The organism is Vibrio tasmaniensis, from assembly GCF_024347635.1.
Classification (GTDB): Bacteria; Pseudomonadota; Gammaproteobacteria; order Enterobacterales; family Vibrionaceae; genus Vibrio; species Vibrio tasmaniensis.
The window spans coordinates 3,020,381-3,037,123 of the sequence record NZ_AP025510.1 but is presented as its reverse complement, the minus strand read 5'-3'; the positions used below and the strand labels follow the sequence as shown (position 1 = coordinate 3,037,123).

Genomic DNA, 16,743 nt, shown 5'->3' with positions numbered 1-16,743 from the left:
TGAAGAAGTTGAACCTAATGGTTTAGTGCCTTAGGTTTAGAGCTTAAAAAAGAAAAATGCCCGAGAGATGAAACTCTTTCGGGCATTTTTTTACTTAAATCTTATTGGGCAGAATAAGGCTCGCTTATTTGTAACGAATGCCTTTTTCCGCTTCTGGATCTTCCATGGTCTTGAAGCGCTTGTGTAGCCACATCCATTGTTCTGGGGCTCTTAAGATAATCTTCTCAAGATAGCGGTTCATATACGCTGCTGCCGCTTTTTCATCTTTCTGCGGATAGTTATCTTCGATTGATTCGTCGGCCATGATTTCATATTTGCCGTCGGCATTTCTAAAGCCAGAACCAATAACGACCGCGCATCGACTGGTGTAAGCCAAAATGCTGGTTCCAGTGGTGGTGCTTGCATCCTCTACTGCAAAGAAAGGTACGAATACAGATTTATTGCGACCGTAGTCATGATCAGGGAGATAGAATAGGCGATCTCCGTTACGCAGAACTCGTATCATCTTTTTCACATCTTTACGATCAATAGTCAGATTGCCATTGTGGGTTCGGCCCCAAAACTGAATAAGGTTATATACAGCGTTGTTGTGTGGGCGATACACGCCATATCCATGCTGTCCGAGTACGGCAAAAGCGCGAGCGGTAATTTCAAGATTGAGAGCGTGCACACAACAAAGTAGAACGCCTTTACCGTTTTTGCTATGCGATCTCATTACTGCAGTATCTTTATCAACCAGCAACATCTTAAATCGCCAAGTTGGCCAAAACCAAGTAATGCCGGTTTCAATCAACGCTAATCCAGTATTTTTGAAGTTTTCTTTGACTAGTTGGTCTATTTCTTCTTTGGGCTTTTCAGGAAAGGCCAGCTCCATATTACGAGTTGCAATATCAACCCGTTTTTTACCAAAACGCACGCCTAGTAAGCCAAGTCGCTGCCCTAAGGAGAGCAACACACGGTAAGGTAGCAGGTTAACAATTAGAGCCAACAACCCAAAGCCTAGCCATACGGGCCAGTATTTAGGGTGAAGCAGTAAGAGTGAAAATTCAGGCTTATCATATGTGGTTTTGTTCATATATTTGGCTTAATGCTGATTACTATTCGATTTGTGCACTCAGAAGTGCCCAATACTCTTCAAAGTTCGCTGTCGGTTGATATTTGAAGTCCGAGCGAACAAATCGATTTAAACTTCCTTCAACCTGACCTAACAATTGAGCCGCTAAGATTTTTTCATCAACTGGGAATGACTTCCCTTCACGAAGCTTTCTTTCTCGTAGAATTTGACGAAGTTGTGTCTCAATACGTTCGAAAAGCTGATTGATGCGATCGCGTAGGCGTTCATTTTCAAACATTAGAGCATGACCAGACAAAATTCGAGTCAGGCCTGGGTTACGTTCTGAGAAAACCAAGATAAGTTGTAGCACTAGGCGTATGCGCTCTAGTGTGTCTTTCTCTTCATCTAGAATACGGTTGATTCGAGACATCAACGCTTCTTCAATGAACTCGATCAAGCCTTCAAACATGCGAGCTTTGCTTGGGAAGTGGCGGTATAACGCAGCTTCAGAAACACCAACTTGCTTGGCCAACTTTACCGTTGTGATACGAGAAGCACCTTCGGTCGATTCCAACATTTGTGCTAGAGCTTGCAGGATTTCTTCACGACGGTTTGATTTTCGAGTACCGGCCATCTATTTACTTCCTTTCCTAAAGATGAGGATTGAGTGAAGAAGGATTATAAACACCATTCAATTCTGTTCCTAGTTTTGTAAGACCTAGGTCAACAGAATCGAGAGGTGTCAGCATATTGTCAGAGTAAAATTGTTTATTTATGCATCAATAAGCTGTTGGATCTGATTAAGGATCTGGAAACCAAGAGAGTCTTTGCTATCTAGAGGTAGAGATTTATCGCCACCTTTCCAATAAAGGTGCAACTCATTACTACTACTATTAAAGCCTTGGCCTTCGACAGAGACATCGTTAGCACAAATCATATCGAGGTTCTTTCTTTCCAATTTTCCGCGCGCATACTTCTCGACATCTTGAGTTTCTGCTGCGAAGCCGACAGTAAATGGACGATCTTCAGTCATTGAGGCAACGGAAGCCACAATGTCTGGGTTCTTAACCATTTGAATGGTCATGTCATCTTTACTATCGACTTTTTTAAGCTTCTGGTCTGCAATGGTCTCTGGGCGGTAATCGGCAACCGCAGCGCAGCTGATGAAAATATCATGCTGAGCAGCATTGGCATTCACGGCATCAAACATCTGTTGTGCGCTGTCTACATCAATGCGATTAACCTGATTTGGTGTCGCGAGTGATACAGGGCCACTAATTAGAGTTACCGTAGCACCTTGTTTCGCGGCCGCTTCAGCCAGTGCATAGCCCATCTTGCCCGAGCTGTGGTTAGTAATGTAACGCACAGGGTCGATCGCTTCGCGAGTTGGACCCGCAGTAATTAACACCGAACGGCCAGTCAGAGGTTTAGGTTGGAAGAAGTCTTCACAACGATGGACCAGTTGCATTGGCTCTAACATACGCCCCATACCAACATCGCCACAGGCCTGTTCACCAGCTGCCGGACCCCAGATTTCACATCCACGACGTTTTAGCGTTGCGATGTTCTCTTGAGTTGCAGGGTGGCTGTACATTTGTTGGTTCATTGCTGGGGATACCGCGACTGGCGCATCGGTTGCTAAAACCAAAGTGGTCAGTAGGTCGTTACCCATGCCTGCGGTCATGCGCGCAATAAGGTCTGCGGTTGCGGGTGCTAATAAGACTAGGTCAGCCCATTTCGCCAGTTCGATGTGTCCCATGGAAGCTTCAGCAGCAGGATCAAGTAAACTATCAGACACTGGCCTTCCAGAGACAGCTTGCATGGTGAGAGGAGTAATGAACTCCTTAGCCGCATTAGTCATGACGACTTGTACCTGCGCACCACGTTCGATTAAGCGTCGAGTCAGTTCGGCACATTTATAAGCTGCGATACCACCACTAATGCCAAGTAGGATTTTTTTTCCAGCTAGGCCTTGTTGGTCAGCGTTATCCAGTTGATTAACCAATGTTTGCATGATTCTGTTCCTTAATTTCTCTGGGACTAACGATATCAGAACAAAGGATTAGTGCCTAGAAGCAGAATTGGAACAGGTTTGACACTCATCAAGTTGATGTTATCAAACTTATCAATTACACGGTTTTGCTAGGCATTAGTCTTCTTTATAACGCTATGGAAGCTCTCCGTAGGCAAACGGATTAGGCTGATGGATCGTATTCATCACCCTAGATAGCCTTTATATGCCTATAAGTAAAATGCCTGTTGAGTCGATGCCAAGAGAAAAGTTACTGAGTAGAGGCCCTGACTCCTTAAGTGACGCGGAGTTGTTAGCGATATTTCTTCGAACGGGCACACAAGGAATGAATGTTTTAGAGTTATCGGATAAGTTGATCAAAGATTTTGGTTCGCTTCGCCATCTTTTTTCTGCAACGGAGGCCGAGTTTTGTGCTCATAAAGGGATGGGGCAGGCGAAATATGTCCAGTTACAGGCCGTTTTAGAGATGACGCAACGTTATTTGGCCGAAACTTTATCTCGAGGCGATGCACTCACTAGCCCAAGCCATACCAAGTTGTATCTTTCGAGTATATTGCGCGATCGCCAGCGAGAAGCCTTCTATATATTGTTCCTAGATAACCAAAACAGAGTAATAAAGGATGAAGTGATGTTTGAAGGAACCATCGATGCAGCGTCTGTTTACCCGAGAGAAGTGGTTAAACGGGCACTTCATCATAATGCAGCCGCTTTAATCTTAGCGCACAACCATCCTTCCGGTGTCGCAGAGCCAAGCCAAGCAGATAGGCGAATTACACGTAGATTAACCGACGCATTGGCACTAGTGGACATCCGAATTCTCGACCATTTTGTCGTTGGAGATGGCGAAGTTATCTCTTTTGCAGAGCGCGGATGGATTTGAATCACATTTTAGGTTGTTAGTTGCGTTAAATCTGCTATCATTCCGCCCACATTTTAGAACCTTAAATCAGCTCTGATTACTCAAATAGCTGCCCTGTTCAAAAAAAGATCACGAAATCCTTAAAAAGGATCTGTTCGGGTCTTGAGCAATGCATGTCAAGTTAGTATAATACGCGACCTTTGATAGCCTTGAATGGATTTTCCATTATGGTTTTTACCTCTATTTTCAGAATTGATAGAGAGGTTCGGCCACCAAGGTTGATATCGAGCTGAAACGATTTGGAGAGACATTCATGTCCCGAGTATGTCAAGTAACTGGTAAGCGTCCAGTAACGGGTAACAACCGTTCACACGCACGCAATGCTACCAAGCGTCGTTTTCTGCCGAACCTACAAACTCACCGTTTCTGGGTAGAGAGCGAAAAACGTTTTGTTAAACTACGTCTAACTGCTAAAGGCATGCGTATTATTGATAAGAAAGGCATCGATGCTGTTCTTGTTGATATCCGTGCACGTGGCGAAAACGTTTAAGAGGAATTAAGCAATGGCTAAAGGCATTCGTGAGAAAATCCGTCTAGTATCTTCTGCTGGAACTGGTCACTTCTACACAACTGACAAGAACAAGCGTAACATGCCAGGCAAATTTGAGATCAAAAAGTTTGATCCAGTAGTTCGCCAGCACGTTATGTACAAAGAAGCTAAAATCAAGTAATTGATAGCCCCTTTGTCTCTTCTTTTATAGAAGAATAAATTAAAAACCCAGCTTATAGCTGGGTTTTTTTATATCTAAAATTTAAGTAACTCAATTATTCTTGTTTGATATAGCGTCTGATAGATAGAAAACCGTACAACATAGAAAATATTGCCACTTTCACGATATACTGATTACTCAATAGGTTAGATGAGCAGAATCAGATGAGATATCGTGGACGCCGGTGGAACAACATACTCATGTTCAGTGTGATCGCTTTTATTGGCGTGTTAAACCTTCCAACTTTGATCAAAGCGTACCTTATCGAGCCTGAGCCGCAGGTTGATAGCCCTTATCCTTATCTCCTGAACCCAGCAGCAGAGCTCCAGGCATTGCACTTTGCCAAGTGGTCTGTCATTCAACAAGACAATCAATGGATTTACCAGCTTAAAGGTGAAAGCTTCCCTCAAACCATCAATGCACGAGAGCTGTCACAGAGGTGGCAGGAACTTGTGGGCACCGAAATTGACTCTCAAACCTATACCGACCTCTCACCACAATTGAATACCCCGCATACCATTGAGGTTTGGTATCAAGACCAAGAAGAGCCCCAGCGTATTACCTATTATCAATTGCCGGAGTTCTGGTTGTTAAAAAACTGGAATGATCAGTGGTTGGCGGTGTCTATTGAAGAGAGCTACCTGTTTCCAAGTTTTAGCTCGAAACCTTCATTTAAATCAGACAAGCTATCTATATCAGACAAACCATCTCTATCGGACGATTAACTATGCCTGAATTACCCGAAGTTGAAGTAAGCCGCATGGGGATCTCTCCTCATTTAGTTGGCGAGACGATTAAAACGCTTACCTTTCGTACCTCCAAGCTGCGCTGGGATATCCCACAAGAGCTTAAAAAGCTAGAAGGGCAGGTGATTCGCTCTATCTCACGCCGAGCTAAGTATTTATTGATAGAAACCGATACCGGAACAGCCATTGTTCACCTTGGGATGTCTGGCTCACTGCGCGTGTTAGACGCCGATTTCCCGCCAGCAAAACACGATCACGTGGATCTTAAGTTAACCAATGGCAAGATATTGCGTTACAACGATCCGCGTCGCTTTGGTGCGTGGTTATGGTCGGCGCCTGATGAGATACATACTGTATTACTTGGTTCTGGTCCTGAGCCACTAACTGACGACTTCAACGCAGATTACATTGCTGAGAAAGCAGAAAAGCGTAAGGTTGCCGTCAAACAGTTCATTATGGACAACAAAGTCGTGGTCGGTGTGGGTAATATCTACGCCAATGAAGCTCTGTTTTCTTCACGTATTAATCCTTTGCGCTCTGCAAGTAAGGTTACAAAACAAGAGTGGCTCTTGTTAACCAAAGAGATCAAGCAAGTACTCGCGACGGCTATCAGACAGGGTGGAACAACGCTAAAAGACTTTGCCCAAGCGGATGGAAAACCGGGATATTTTGCTCAAGAGCTGCAGGTTTATGGTAAGGCTGGTGAACAGTGTCCTAACTGTGAAGAGCTGATTCAGGAACTTAAAATAGGGCAAAGAAACACGTTTTATTGCTCTAGCTGTCAGGTATAGATGTGTCCTTCTCAATACAGAAGTTGATATCACTTGAAGCTGTGTCTAGGGCACTTTATCTGATAAAATTACGGGTATTATTGTGGAATTTGTCGTCTTCATTTCTAAAGGCAGAGTCTACCTCTAGAGCTTTGTTGATAATTCCTTACCTATGGCTGCTGACTTTGCCTTCGTTACATTACGCAAAAATAAAATATAAAGAGAAACTATGAAGATATTTTATTATCTAAAACATGCCTTGCTCTCTATCGCACCTCGTTTGTATTTTTCAAAACAGTTTGAAAAGCTGGAAAAGTCATATTCCGGTCAAGCTGACTATATAAAAACCAGAGTAAGTTATTATGTGAAAGGGCTCGTCGACTTTGATAAGGCTAGTCTAAGCTGCGAGATTAGTAATTATTCTCGAAAAGGCTACACATCTTATTTCTTTGATCTTAAAGAGTTTCTTCATTATTTTCCAAAGTATTTTCGTTTCAGTTACTACTTTGGTGATGAAACGCATATAGAGCCAGTTCCAACGTTATTTAAAGCTCGTCCGATTGATGGGAACAATAGTAACTCTGTACTATTTAAATTAGATAAGCGTCGTCATTTCCGATTCGTGGATGATAGCTTAAGTTTTTCTGATAAAAAAAATATGGCCGTATTTCGTGGTGCTGTGACTCAACCACACAGAATTCGTTTTATGGAAACTCTGTATGGTCATCCACTGATGAATGCAGGTCAATCGAATGTTTCAGAGCAGCACCCAGAGTGGCAACAGCCATTTATGACAGTCGAAGAGCAGCTTCAGTACAAATTTATTATTTGCCTTGAAGGGAACGATGTTGCATCAAACTTGAAATGGGCAATGTCTTCGAACTCACTTGTCGTTACTCCAAAAATGAAGTTTGAAACGTGGTTTATGGAAGGCACTCTGCAGCCAGGCATACATTATGTAGAGGTGAAGGATGACTGGTCGGATTTTGAGCAAAAAATTCAATACTATTTAGACAACCCTAAAGAGTCTGAACAGATGATCAAAAATGCGCATAAATACCTTGCTCCTTTCCAGGATGAACAACTAGAAAAATTGGTTTGCATTAAAACACTTCAAGAATATTTTAGACTATCTGGCCAAGCTACTCACGAACACGCTATTAACGAGCAAGACAAATGAAAATTCTGATTATTGGCCCGTCATGGGTTGGAGACATGGTAATGTCTCAAGGCTTATATATTGAGTTGCAAAGACAGTATCCTGACGCAAAAATTGATGTTTTAGCGCCAGCATGGTGTAAGCCTATTTTGGAAAGAATGCCACAAGTTAACCAAGCTCTTGAAATGCCACTAGGGCATGGGCAATTTGATCTGAAATCTCGTTATAGACTCGGAAAATCATTGAGGGAAGTACAGTACGATAAAGCGTACGTATTACCTAACTCCGCGAAATCAGCTTTAATTCCCCTGTTTGCACGCGTTCCTGAACGAGTTGGTTGGAAAGGTGAAATGCGTTTTGGTTTGCTTAATAACGTTAGAACCAATAAAAAAGCGTTTCAATACATGTTAGAGCGATATGTAGCGTTAGCGCACCCTAAAGCTGAAATGACGGGTAGTGGTTGTTTAGGTGAATTGTCATCATTACCTTTTCCAAGCCTACAAGTTGTTGACTCCAGCCAACAAGAAGCTATGGAGCAATTTGGTTTAAACAATCAAAGGCCTGTCCTTGGTTTATGTCCTGGAGCTGAGTTTGGCCCTGCGAAACGTTGGCCTGATAATCACTTTGCAACAGCAGCGACAGCGATGATAAAGCAAGGTTACCAAGTGTGGTTGTTTGGCTCGGCTAAAGATCGTGAAGTAACCCAAAAGATAATCGAACAAGTCCCTGTTAATATGCAGCAGCATTGCTTCAATTTAGCTGGAGATACGAGCTTAATTCAGGCTGTAGACTTGATCGGGGCTTGTCGTACTGTCGTTAGCAATGATTCTGGGCTGATGCATGTGGCCGCCGCGGTGGGCTGTAATGTCGTGGCTGTTTATGGCTCTAGTTCACCTAAATATACGCCTCCGCTAACCAACAAACTGGCAATCATCAATACTGATATTGAGTGCCGACCTTGCTTTGAACGAACTTGTCCCAAGCAGCATCTAAAGTGCCTAACTGAGTTAATGCCGAGTAGAGTCATTAGTGCTATTGAGCAGTTTGATGTTATTTCCCAAGGTAAAATATAAATAAGGTCGTTATATGAGCATCGTCGTTCGTTGGGCCTATACCGCGCTACTTTTCCTTATTAGCCCTATTCTGCTTTGGGGCCTATATCGCTCCAAAGCAAACAAACCGCCTTTTGGTCATCGCTGGAAAGAGCATTTCGGATTTACACCGCCTATTAAGAATAGACAATCGGGTGTGATTTGGATTCATGCCGTTTCAGTAGGGGAAGTGCTGGCGAGTAAGAAGTTAGTTGAACAACTGGCGATACAAAACCCAGATAAAAGAATACTGATCACTACAACAACGAGTACAGGCGCTGAACAGGTAGAAAAGATGAGCGGTTCGATTAGCCACCGTTATATGCCTATTGATTTCAGTTGGTGTGTTCAACGTTTTATCAACCGCATTCAGCCAGACAACATGCTCATTATTGAAACGGAATTATGGCCGAACACCATTAACACCGTTGCTAAAAATGATATTCCGATGATATTAGTCAATGGACGATTATCCGAAAAATCAGCCCGTAATTATCAAAAAATGAGTTCGTTAATTTATCCGACTATCTCTAAGTTAAGTTTAATATTGACGGTACACTCTGATGACAAATCTCGATTTGAGTTGCTAGGTGCGCCGAGCGAAAAAGTCATTGTCACTGGCTCAATTAAGTACGATGTGTCGATTGATAATAATATAATCGCACAAGGTGAACATCTTAAAAGTATTTTGGGACAGGATAGGCCGATTTTCGTCGCCGCGAGCACTCATGCGGGCGAAGATGAACAAATATTTAGAGCTTATCAACAAGCCAAAAGAGAACTGCCTAAATTACTCTTAGTGATAGTACCTCGTCATCCTGAACGGTTTGATTCAGTTGCAGAATTGGCCCAAAACCAAGGCTTAGTTTTGGTTCGTCGAACCGAAGTTGTTGACGAGTTACCACTCGATGTCGATGTCTACCTAGGAGATACGATGGGAGAGCTTATGGTTATGCTTTCTGCGAGTGATCTCGTCTTTATGGGAGGAAGCCTACTTGGAAAGAAAGTAGGCGGGCATAACTTCATCGAACCTGCATTACTTCAAAAATACTGCTTAACAGGGCCGAGCTACTTTAATTTTTCAGATTTAGCGAATCAATTGATCGAGTCAAGCGCACTGTCTGTTGTAGCCGATGAGAATGAGCTTGCTTTACAAATAATCAGTGCATTATCCAAGCCTAAAGAGTTAATTGAAAAAGGGCGAATAGGCTATGGTATAGTTCAACAGAATCAAGGTGCGTTACACAAAACACTCCAATTGATACATCATTCAGCCACCAATAATCAGTCAACCAATATTGAGACATCACCATGATCAAAACTTTTGTTATTCATGTAAGCAAAGGCTACGAAGAACGTAGAAAACATATAGATAAGCACCTGCCAGAAGTAGGCATCACTGATTACGAATATATGTTAGCTGGTGATATCGATGATCTATCTGATGACGTTAGAAATGGTTTCTTTGACGACTCACTGAGGCTCCCTGAGAAATCTTGTTTTTATAAGCACTACTTAGTGATGAAAAAAGTCGTAGAAGAACAAATTCCACAAGTATTAGTGTTAGAAGATGATGCTTTTTTAAATAGCGATTTTATTGAGCAACTAGAAGCTTTCCAAAGCGAGCTTGTTGGTGAAGAAAAGTATCTTGTCAATATTGAAGAGGCGTCGAGTTTAGTACCCACATCAGTAAGAGTACCAAATCAACATCTGTACTTGTGTAAAACGAACAAGCTTACTGGTGGTTTGCTTTACGACCTTAGTTTTGCTCGCGCAATGGTAGAGCATATGGAAAGCAATATAACCGACGCACCTATTGATGGTTATATTGGTAATGAACGAACGACATTAGAGTACAATATTTTTTGGACACACCCACCTTTGGTTCGACAGGGCAGCAAAACCGGTGCATTTGATAGCGAGTTGAGCGGTAGATCCTCAGGGCTTTATGCGACGATTAGAAGTTGGTTTAAAGAGGGATACCGAACTCATGTTCGAAGCCATGTCAGCAGCAAGCATAAAGCACTTTTTAAAAATATTACGAAGTACTAAATTATGAAATCAGAATTGGCTAGAAAACACTTAACATTTGTCATTTATGGCAATGATAGAACTTACTATCAAGGCGCAAGGTTTTGCATTTTGTCTTTTTTAGCCAATTGGGTTGAGGCAAATGGAACTAGGCCTGAAATCTCTGTTCTAGCGGAAGAGCCTGAGCACTTCGCTAATATGCCAATTAAAGTGTTTCCGATATCGCCGGCTCAAAAGGCTGAATGGAGTCTAGACAATACTTATCACTTTAGAATTAAGAACCGCGGCTTAAAATATCTTTGTGATAATTTAGAGTTGAATCCTGAAGATAAACTGCTTTTTCTCGATACAGATACGTACTTTAACGTGCCAACAAATGTTTACTTCGACTCTATATCGGATAAAAACGCGTTACTGTTTTGCTCTGAAGTGAACATCAATACTTTGCCAAGCACCAATGAATACGCACATATTAGAGATAGAGATATAAAGCTTATGGATGGCAGTGTCTACCGCACCAATCCAGACTCAGTTATGTGGGCGTCGGCAGTCATCGGTATCACCGGAAAACACACATCAGCGTTTGATCATGCCGATGTGTTGATTCAAGCGTTACGTCAAGAAGGGTGTGAGGCGCACACTTTAGAGCAGTTTGCGTTATCTGAAGCACTCTCTACACAGGTGAATATTGAACCCGCGAAAGCTTGGCTCAATCATTATTCAACGAGTGGACGAAAAGACTGGGCGAGAACGGTGTTGGAACAGTTCTTTGAAGAACATGGAGATAAACCATTTGAAGAGCAAATACGCTTAGCTAAAGAAGTGTCCTTCAAGCGCCCTCTTGCTGAAGTGATTCGAGGGCATATCTATAAAAAGAAAAAGAAACTTCGTAAGTTATTTGGTTTGAAAGAAGAATAAATCATAGTCTCTCAAGGGTACTCACTTTGTACCCTTGTTCAATTTGTGAAAAATCAAAGTGCTGAGCATCAATCCTTCCCAATCGAACTTCTTTTTCGAATGAGCGCTTAAGTCGCTTTAAATTACTCTCTTTCCAGTTATTACCTGTTTGCGTTACGCATTTATCGAAATCAATAATCCAAACCTTGTCTGCTTTATCAACGAGAATGTTATGGATATTGAGGTCGGTATGATTGACCCCGGCATCGTGCATTTTTCGAATTTGATGCCCAATATCGTTTAAATGGGTATCGGATAGTTTTTTGTTCGACAGTATCTTTACTAGGTCTTCGGCGTCGGAAATCTTTTCAATTAAGATATCGGCCTTGTAAACGACCCCTTCTTGCGAAACTTTCGCAGCAACGGGTGTCGGGACATTAACGTTATGTTTAGCGAGGAGCTCAAGTAATATTAGCTCTTGGTATGCTCGTGAGCTCTCTAACCCCGTAAATAAATAGCTGTCTCGAACGAGTTTTCCAAACAAACCGCCGCGATGATAATGTCGAAGAGCGAAATCGCTTTTTTCTCCCTTAACAAACCATGTTGTTCCTCTACCTTGAGCGTGCCCCAGTATTGCTTGATTCGCCTTCCAATAATCCACAGAAAAAGCCAATTCAACATCTTCGGTGAGTAACTTAGGGTTATACCAGTACGTTGTTTTATGGATTTGCTTTGTTGTAAACATGAATCACTGTCTCGTATTGGGGAGTTTATGGCATACTTGGTAGAACAGTATATCAAACGCCGAACAGATTAATGAACGATTCATGTAGTTACCAAAAAATATTAGTTGTTGCCACTCATTGCATTGGTGATAGTTTGTTGATCTCTGCTTTTACCCATAGTCTGAGAAAAGCGTTTCCGACCGCCATAATAGATGTGTTAGTTAATGCTAGAGGGGAGATGGTTTTTGGTACCAATCCAGACGTTGACTCTTTAGTTGAAATTCCGCCAAGAGCATCCGTTAAGGACTATTACCGGATTTTAAAAACGCATGGTCGATATGATTTAGTCGTCAATGAAATGCTTAATGATAGAACCGCTATCTATAGTTTTATCTTTGGTAAGAAAAGACTTGGTGCAATTGATGAATCGCTTTCTGGCGCCTGGGTTAAAAAGTTAATTTATACTCATTACATTAAAGAACAGCATCGCTTTGAGCATAAAATGAGTCGCGTTGCTCGTATGCTGGATACCATAGATGTTAATTGTATTGCACGGCTTGTGTCTCCCGAAGAGTTATTACCTTCAGCAGTTCAAAAGAGATTGCCATCAAACTACATTGTTGTACATGCGCCATCCTCCAACGAAATTAAGCAGTGGCCAGTCTCGTATTGGGTTGAAGTCATCAATCGTCTGATATCTTCAGGTTATAATATTGTATTATCTGGCGCTAAATTAGAACGAGACGAGACCATTGTTGAACAAATCATTAGCCAAGTTCCTGAATCGAATCAACTGGTCAGTGTTTTGGGGGAATTATCATTAGCTCAAACTTCGGTATTAATAAAACACAGTGATGGTTTTCTTGGACCTGATAGTGGCCCGGGTCACCTCGCATCAGGTTACTCTATCCCAATTGTATCTATTATTAGCGTGGCGCCAGCAAGCATGTGGTCACCTTGGCCATATGAAGAGCCAATTGATGTAACGAACAATTTATACAGCAATGGTGTTAGCTCCCAAAGAGTCGCCAATATTAGACTTGTGCAATCTGAACGTAACTGCGTCCCTTGCTATAAAAACAGATGTCAGATTAGCGATGATGTCTATTCGCCATGCCTTCAAGATATCAAGCCAGATAACGTTGTTTCTGCTGTTCTAGAAATGATGCCATTGGAATCGATCAATGAATAACGCTCTTTCTGCTCCAAAATCTATTTGTATTCTGCGTTTATCTGCCATTGGTGACGTTTGTCATGCCCTTTCTGTGGTGCAACTTATTCAAGCTACCTATCCAGAATGTCAGATCACCTGGGTGATGGGAAAAATCGAAGCTCAATTACTTGGTGATATACCTGGAATTCAAGTTGTCGTGTTTGATAAAAAACGCGGCCTAAAAGGAATGAAAGAAGTATGGGGATCCCTGCGTCCAACTCGGTTTGATTATTTACTGCATATGCAAGTTGCATTAAGAGCCAGCCTGTTAACGATCGGAGTAAAGGCAAAAGTAAAACTTGGTTTTAGTTGGACACGTGCCAAAGAGGGGCAGTGGCTCTTTACCAACCGCAAGCTACCAAAAACGGACGCATCTCATGTGTTGGATAATTTCTCTGAATTTGCTTACTTTTTGGGATGTCCCAAACAGGTGCCGACATGGGATCTTGCTTTGTCTGATGAAGATCAAAGACGATCGATCGAGCTTGCGCATGAGCCGTATATTGTTATTAGCCCTGCCGCGAGTAAAGATGAGAGAAACTGGTTAGTTGAGCGCTATGCCGCTGTCGCCGATCACGCTTATCAGTTAGGCTTCAAAGTAGTTTTTTGTGGTGCTCCAACGGATAGAGAGCGCAATTTAACCGACAATATCTCTCAGCACATGACATCACCTTGTATTAACTTAGTAGGCTCAACCTCGTTAAAGCAGCTTACCGCAGTGATTGGTAAATCCAGTGTTGTGATCGCTCCTGATTCAGGGCCTGCACACATTGCGACGACTCAAGGTGTCCCCGTGATTGGTTTGTATGCGCACAGTAACCCAATGCGAACAGGGCCTTACCATAGTTTAGACAGTGTGGTTTCTGTCTATGAACAGATTGCTGAAGAGCAACACGGTAAAGCGGTTGACGAGCTTCCATGGGGAACCCGAGTAAAAGGAAAAGATCTTATGGCTCTTATTTCTACAGAATCGGTGATTGAGCAGCTAGACCGTGTATTAGGCCGATTGAAAAACAAGAAAACATCCAGTGAATAAAGGAATGTCATGAAAATAGCAATATACCCAGGTACTTTTGATCCAGTGACTAACGGCCATTATGACTTAATTAAACGTGCCGCATGTATGTTTGAAAAACTTGTCATTGGTGTCGCAGAGAGCCCAAGTAAAGCCACCTTATTTAGCTTAGATGAGCGTGTGGCCTTATTGCGAGAAACTTGCCATGAATTACCTAATGTTTCCGTTGAAGGTTTTAGCGGTTTACTGGTTGATTTCGCGACCGAGCAAAACGCCTCAATTTTGGTGCGTGGCTTAAGAACGACAATGGATTTTGAGTATGAATTTGGTTTGACGACAATGTATCGTCGATTAAAACCAGAACTAGAGAGCCTGTTTTTGACACCTTCAGAAGAGTTTGCTTTTTTATCATCAACATTGGTTCGTGAAGTCGCTATTCATGGTGGAAAAATAGAGCAATTTGTTCCAGGGTGTGTTCATCAAGCTGTTGTCGCTAAAGTAAAAGCTTTTAAAAATTAAGTGATTATGAATATTTTAATGTATACAAGAGCCACGTTACCTGTGGTGAATTATGGTGGAACCGAACGAGTCATTTGGGACTTAGTTTATGCTTTGCATCTTGCCGGGCACCGAGTGACGCTGCTCGCTGGCAAAGGCACAAAGTGTGATTGGGCGAGAGTCATCGAGTATCAACCGAATGTACCACTGCAAAGTCAGCTTCCAAATGATATTGATGTTGTACATTTCCACTCTGATCTAGAGCCTATCTCTTATCCCTACATTTTAACGCAGCATGGTAATTCAGACGGCCCTATTGACCCTAATACCGTCTTTGTTTCATCTCAGCATGCAAAAAATCATGGTGCACAAGCTTATGTGTACAATGGCTTGAATTGGGATAACTACCAAAAGCCTAACTTTAACTTGAAACGAGAACGTTTCCATTTTCTTGGTAAAGCGGCGTGGCGAGTTAAAAATGTTCAAGGTGCCATTGATATTACCAAGAAAGCGGGTCAGCAGCTTGATGTCTTGGGCGGTCATCGATTGAACCTAAAAATGGGTTTCAGATTAACGTTAGATCGTCATGTTCGTTTTTTAGGGATGGTGGACGATACCACGAAATCTCAGATCATGACTCAGTCAAAAGGTCTGATATTCCCCGTGACTTGGCATGAACCGTTTGGCTTGGCGATTACAGAGAGTTTGTATTTTGGTTGTCCTGTGTTTGGTACACCCTATGGCTCACTGCCGGAATTAGTTTCTAGTGAGGTAGGCCTTTTATCGAGCTGTGAACAAGATCTCGTAGAAGGGATCTTAAATTCTGACACCTATGAATCTGCTCGTTGTAATGAATACGCGAGAGATCAATTCAATGCCAATGTCATGGCTGCAGCGTATGTTAGTTATTACGAGAAGGTAGTTGAAGGTAGTAAAGCCAATAGTGCATTAGGAAGTATTGTCGAGTCTTTTAAAAGGTTGCCTTATGAACGATAAATTGAAACCGAAACTGGTTTTTGTAGGCTATAAGCAACAGTATGAAAAACTAGAAATTGACGTCCTATCGTCTGATTATGAAAAGCATCATATTTTCCTAAGTAAGTGGCTAGTTAAATTAGTTTCCTTTTTATTTTTCTATAGTAAAAAACATTATCATGAGGCTTATGGAGCGATCATAAGACGAAAAATAAAGGCACTAAATGACTTCGATGTCATATTCACCACCGATTCTCTGAGAGATATAAAGTCGATATCAAAGATTGATGGGAGGAAGGTGATTGTTTTTAGAAATGTCACAGATGGAAGCCTGAACCATCACCTAAAAGGTTTTGAAACATATACTTTTGATGAAGGTGATGCAGAAAAGTATGACTTTAAGCATATTTACCTGCCTATGCCTCAACTAAAAATCATCGATGAGATAGAAAAATCATCTGATTACGATGTTTCTTTTGTCGGCGTGGATAAAGGAAGGAAAGAAAGAAAAGGTTCAGAAAATAAAAGGTGCATTAGATGGTTTTAAGTGCAATTTTATTGTTTTTGACAAGAAACCGTCTTATTCCTATGTTGAATACCTAATTGTGATGCTCAATACCAAATGTGTATTGGAAATGGTTCTTGATGGACAGACGTCTGATACAATGAGGGTGAAAGAAGCGCTATACGCAAGAAAGAAAGTAATCACTAATAATACGAGTCTTTATAACCACCCTTTATACTCAAAAGATAACTTTCTTATATTCGACTCTCTAAGTGAACTTGCCAGTCATATTGAAGGCTTTATTTCTAGCGATTTTGATGAATCAGTTTTGATTAAGCTTGAAGATTACACTGTTGATGGTTTTTATCACAAACTCCTATCTGGTAATGGCGAATAGACTCAT

Annotated in this window: 20 protein-coding genes; 16 read left to right on the top strand and 4 right to left on the bottom strand. The window is 41.8% G+C overall.

What is annotated here, in order from left to right; all coding sequences use genetic code 11:
- Positions 1-124 precede the first annotated feature (124 nt).
- The 3 genes from lpxL to coaBC all read right to left on the bottom strand — a co-directional run bounded on the left by lpxL (position 125) and on the right by coaBC (position 3,068).
- Positions 125-1,075, bottom strand: a complete 951-nt coding sequence (gene lpxL / locus OCV44_RS13545) for an LpxL/LpxP family Kdo(2)-lipid IV(A) lauroyl/palmitoleoyl acyltransferase (protein ID WP_139685887.1) — start codon at positions 1,073-1,075, stop codon at positions 125-127.
- Positions 1,076-1,097: 22 nt separating this feature from the next.
- Complete coding sequence (gene slmA / locus OCV44_RS13540; protein WP_017100198.1) at positions 1,098-1,688, bottom strand: nucleoid occlusion factor SlmA; 591 nt, start codon at positions 1,686-1,688, stop codon at positions 1,098-1,100.
- A 138-nt stretch (positions 1,689-1,826) separates the two neighbouring features.
- Entirely contained in the window at positions 1,827-3,068 is a 1,242-nt protein-coding gene (coaBC, locus tag OCV44_RS13535; RefSeq protein WP_139685886.1) for a bifunctional phosphopantothenoylcysteine decarboxylase/phosphopantothenate--cysteine ligase CoaBC, read from the bottom strand.
- A gap of 223 nt (positions 3,069-3,291) precedes the next feature.
- Between coaBC and radC the strand changes: the two genes are divergently transcribed.
- The 10 genes from radC to OCV44_RS13485 all read left to right on the top strand — a co-directional run bounded on the left by radC (position 3,292) and on the right by OCV44_RS13485 (position 11,430).
- Entirely contained in the window at positions 3,292-3,966 is a 675-nt protein-coding gene (gene radC, locus OCV44_RS13530) for a RadC family protein (protein ID WP_012603038.1), read from the top strand.
- Positions 3,967-4,258: 292 nt separating this feature from the next.
- Positions 4,259-4,495 carry a 50S ribosomal protein L28 gene (gene rpmB, locus OCV44_RS13525; RefSeq protein WP_004728407.1) on the top strand — a complete coding sequence of 79 codons (237 nt, stop codon included), beginning with the start codon at positions 4,259-4,261 and terminating at the stop codon, positions 4,493-4,495.
- Between the two features lie 13 nt (positions 4,496-4,508).
- Complete coding sequence (gene rpmG, locus OCV44_RS13520; RefSeq protein WP_002535344.1) at positions 4,509-4,676, top strand: 50S ribosomal protein L33; 168 nt, start codon at positions 4,509-4,511, stop codon at positions 4,674-4,676.
- Between the two features lie 203 nt (positions 4,677-4,879).
- Positions 4,880-5,440, top strand: a complete 561-nt coding sequence (locus tag OCV44_RS13515; protein WP_139685885.1) for a hypothetical protein — start codon at positions 4,880-4,882, stop codon at positions 5,438-5,440.
- Between the two features lie 2 nt (positions 5,441-5,442).
- A complete protein-coding gene (gene mutM, locus OCV44_RS13510) occupies positions 5,443-6,252 on the top strand; it encodes a bifunctional DNA-formamidopyrimidine glycosylase/DNA-(apurinic or apyrimidinic site) lyase (protein WP_139685884.1) in 810 nt (269 codons plus the stop codon).
- A 208-nt stretch (positions 6,253-6,460) separates the two neighbouring features.
- Entirely contained in the window at positions 6,461-7,411 is a 951-nt protein-coding gene (locus tag OCV44_RS13505; RefSeq protein ID WP_139685883.1) for a glycosyl transferase family 90, read from the top strand.
- Complete coding sequence (gene waaF, locus OCV44_RS13500; RefSeq protein WP_139685882.1) at positions 7,408-8,463, top strand: lipopolysaccharide heptosyltransferase II; 1,056 nt, start codon at positions 7,408-7,410, stop codon at positions 8,461-8,463. The genes OCV44_RS13505 and waaF overlap by 4 nt, the downstream gene beginning before the upstream one ends.
- 13 nt (positions 8,464-8,476) lie before the next feature.
- Positions 8,477-9,796 (top strand): lipid IV(A) 3-deoxy-D-manno-octulosonic acid transferase, encoded by a 1,320-nt coding sequence (gene waaA / locus OCV44_RS13495; RefSeq protein ID WP_139685881.1) that lies wholly within the window; start codon positions 8,477-8,479, stop codon positions 9,794-9,796.
- Positions 9,793-10,533 carry a glycosyltransferase family 25 protein gene (locus OCV44_RS13490; RefSeq protein ID WP_139685880.1) on the top strand — a complete coding sequence of 247 codons (741 nt, stop codon included), beginning with the start codon at positions 9,793-9,795 and terminating at the stop codon, positions 10,531-10,533. Before waaA ends, OCV44_RS13490 begins: the two co-directional genes overlap by 4 nt.
- Before the next feature lie 3 nt (positions 10,534-10,536).
- Positions 10,537-11,430 (top strand): hypothetical protein, encoded by an 894-nt coding sequence (locus OCV44_RS13485; protein WP_139685879.1) that lies wholly within the window; start codon positions 10,537-10,539, stop codon positions 11,428-11,430.
- A 1-nt stretch (position 11,431) separates the two neighbouring features.
- On the opposite strand, the gene OCV44_RS13480 is transcribed toward OCV44_RS13485, so the two are convergent.
- Positions 11,432-12,154, bottom strand: a complete 723-nt coding sequence (locus OCV44_RS13480) for a 3-deoxy-D-manno-octulosonic acid kinase (RefSeq protein ID WP_139685878.1) — start codon at positions 12,152-12,154, stop codon at positions 11,432-11,434.
- 71 nt (positions 12,155-12,225) lie between these two features.
- Between OCV44_RS13480 and OCV44_RS13475 the strand changes: the two genes are divergently transcribed.
- From OCV44_RS13475 to OCV44_RS13450, 6 genes are read left to right on the top strand one after another with little or no spacing between them, the layout of a single operon-like run.
- Positions 12,226-13,326 (top strand): glycosyltransferase family 9 protein, encoded by a 1,101-nt coding sequence (locus tag OCV44_RS13475; RefSeq protein WP_065678235.1) that lies wholly within the window; start codon positions 12,226-12,228, stop codon positions 13,324-13,326.
- Positions 13,319-14,383: a glycosyltransferase family 9 protein gene (locus OCV44_RS13470; protein WP_139685877.1), complete on the top strand. Its 1,065-nt coding sequence runs from the start codon at positions 13,319-13,321 to the stop codon at positions 14,381-14,383. The genes OCV44_RS13475 and OCV44_RS13470 overlap by 8 nt, the downstream gene beginning before the upstream one ends.
- A 9-nt stretch (positions 14,384-14,392) precedes the next feature.
- Entirely contained in the window at positions 14,393-14,881 is a 489-nt protein-coding gene (coaD, locus tag OCV44_RS13465; RefSeq protein ID WP_139685876.1) for a pantetheine-phosphate adenylyltransferase, read from the top strand.
- An 18-nt stretch (positions 14,882-14,899) separates the two neighbouring features.
- The gene (locus OCV44_RS13460) at positions 14,900-15,856 is read left to right on the top strand and encodes a glycosyltransferase (RefSeq protein WP_211349774.1); all 957 of its coding nucleotides are present in this window, start codon (positions 14,900-14,902) and stop codon (positions 15,854-15,856) included.
- On the top strand, positions 15,846-16,382 hold the full coding sequence (locus OCV44_RS13455) for a hypothetical protein (protein WP_246091817.1): 537 nt from the start codon (positions 15,846-15,848) through the stop codon (positions 16,380-16,382). Before OCV44_RS13460 ends, OCV44_RS13455 begins: the two co-directional genes overlap by 11 nt.
- Positions 16,312-16,737, top strand: a complete 426-nt coding sequence (locus OCV44_RS13450; protein WP_246091815.1) for a hypothetical protein — start codon at positions 16,312-16,314, stop codon at positions 16,735-16,737. The genes OCV44_RS13455 and OCV44_RS13450 overlap by 71 nt, the downstream gene beginning before the upstream one ends.
- The last annotated feature ends 6 nt before the right edge of the window (positions 16,738-16,743 follow it).

Excerpts from the sequence above, each read along its gene's own strand:
- lpxL (WP_139685887.1), bottom strand. The coding sequence starts at position 1,075 with ATGAACAAAACCACATATGATAAGCCTGAATTTTCACTCTTACTGCTT.
- slmA (WP_017100198.1), bottom strand. The coding sequence starts at position 1,688 with ATGGCCGGTACTCGAAAATCAAACCGTCGTGAAGAAATCCTGCAAGCT.
- coaBC (WP_139685886.1), bottom strand. The coding sequence starts at position 3,068 with ATGCAAACATTGGTTAATCAACTGGATAACGCTGACCAACAAGGCCTA.
- radC (WP_012603038.1), top strand. The coding sequence starts at position 3,292 with ATGCCTATAAGTAAAATGCCTGTTGAGTCGATGCCAAGAGAAAAGTTA.
- rpmB (WP_004728407.1), top strand. The coding sequence starts at position 4,259 with ATGTCCCGAGTATGTCAAGTAACTGGTAAGCGTCCAGTAACGGGTAAC.
- rpmG (WP_002535344.1), top strand. The coding sequence starts at position 4,509 with ATGGCTAAAGGCATTCGTGAGAAAATCCGTCTAGTATCTTCTGCTGGA.
- OCV44_RS13515 (WP_139685885.1), top strand. The coding sequence starts at position 4,880 with ATGAGATATCGTGGACGCCGGTGGAACAACATACTCATGTTCAGTGTG.
- mutM (WP_139685884.1), top strand. The coding sequence starts at position 5,443 with ATGCCTGAATTACCCGAAGTTGAAGTAAGCCGCATGGGGATCTCTCCT.
- OCV44_RS13505 (WP_139685883.1), top strand. The coding sequence starts at position 6,461 with ATGAAGATATTTTATTATCTAAAACATGCCTTGCTCTCTATCGCACCT.
- waaF (WP_139685882.1), top strand. The coding sequence starts at position 7,408 with ATGAAAATTCTGATTATTGGCCCGTCATGGGTTGGAGACATGGTAATG.
- waaA (WP_139685881.1), top strand. The coding sequence starts at position 8,477 with ATGAGCATCGTCGTTCGTTGGGCCTATACCGCGCTACTTTTCCTTATT.
- OCV44_RS13490 (WP_139685880.1), top strand. The coding sequence starts at position 9,793 with ATGATCAAAACTTTTGTTATTCATGTAAGCAAAGGCTACGAAGAACGT.
- OCV44_RS13485 (WP_139685879.1), top strand. The coding sequence starts at position 10,537 with ATGAAATCAGAATTGGCTAGAAAACACTTAACATTTGTCATTTATGGC.
- OCV44_RS13480 (WP_139685878.1), bottom strand. The coding sequence starts at position 12,154 with ATGTTTACAACAAAGCAAATCCATAAAACAACGTACTGGTATAACCCT.
- OCV44_RS13475 (WP_065678235.1), top strand. The coding sequence starts at position 12,226 with ATGAACGATTCATGTAGTTACCAAAAAATATTAGTTGTTGCCACTCAT.
- OCV44_RS13470 (WP_139685877.1), top strand. The coding sequence starts at position 13,319 with ATGAATAACGCTCTTTCTGCTCCAAAATCTATTTGTATTCTGCGTTTA.
- coaD (WP_139685876.1), top strand. The coding sequence starts at position 14,393 with ATGAAAATAGCAATATACCCAGGTACTTTTGATCCAGTGACTAACGGC.
- OCV44_RS13460 (WP_211349774.1), top strand. The coding sequence starts at position 14,900 with ATGTATACAAGAGCCACGTTACCTGTGGTGAATTATGGTGGAACCGAA.
- OCV44_RS13455 (WP_246091817.1), top strand. The coding sequence starts at position 15,846 with ATGAACGATAAATTGAAACCGAAACTGGTTTTTGTAGGCTATAAGCAA.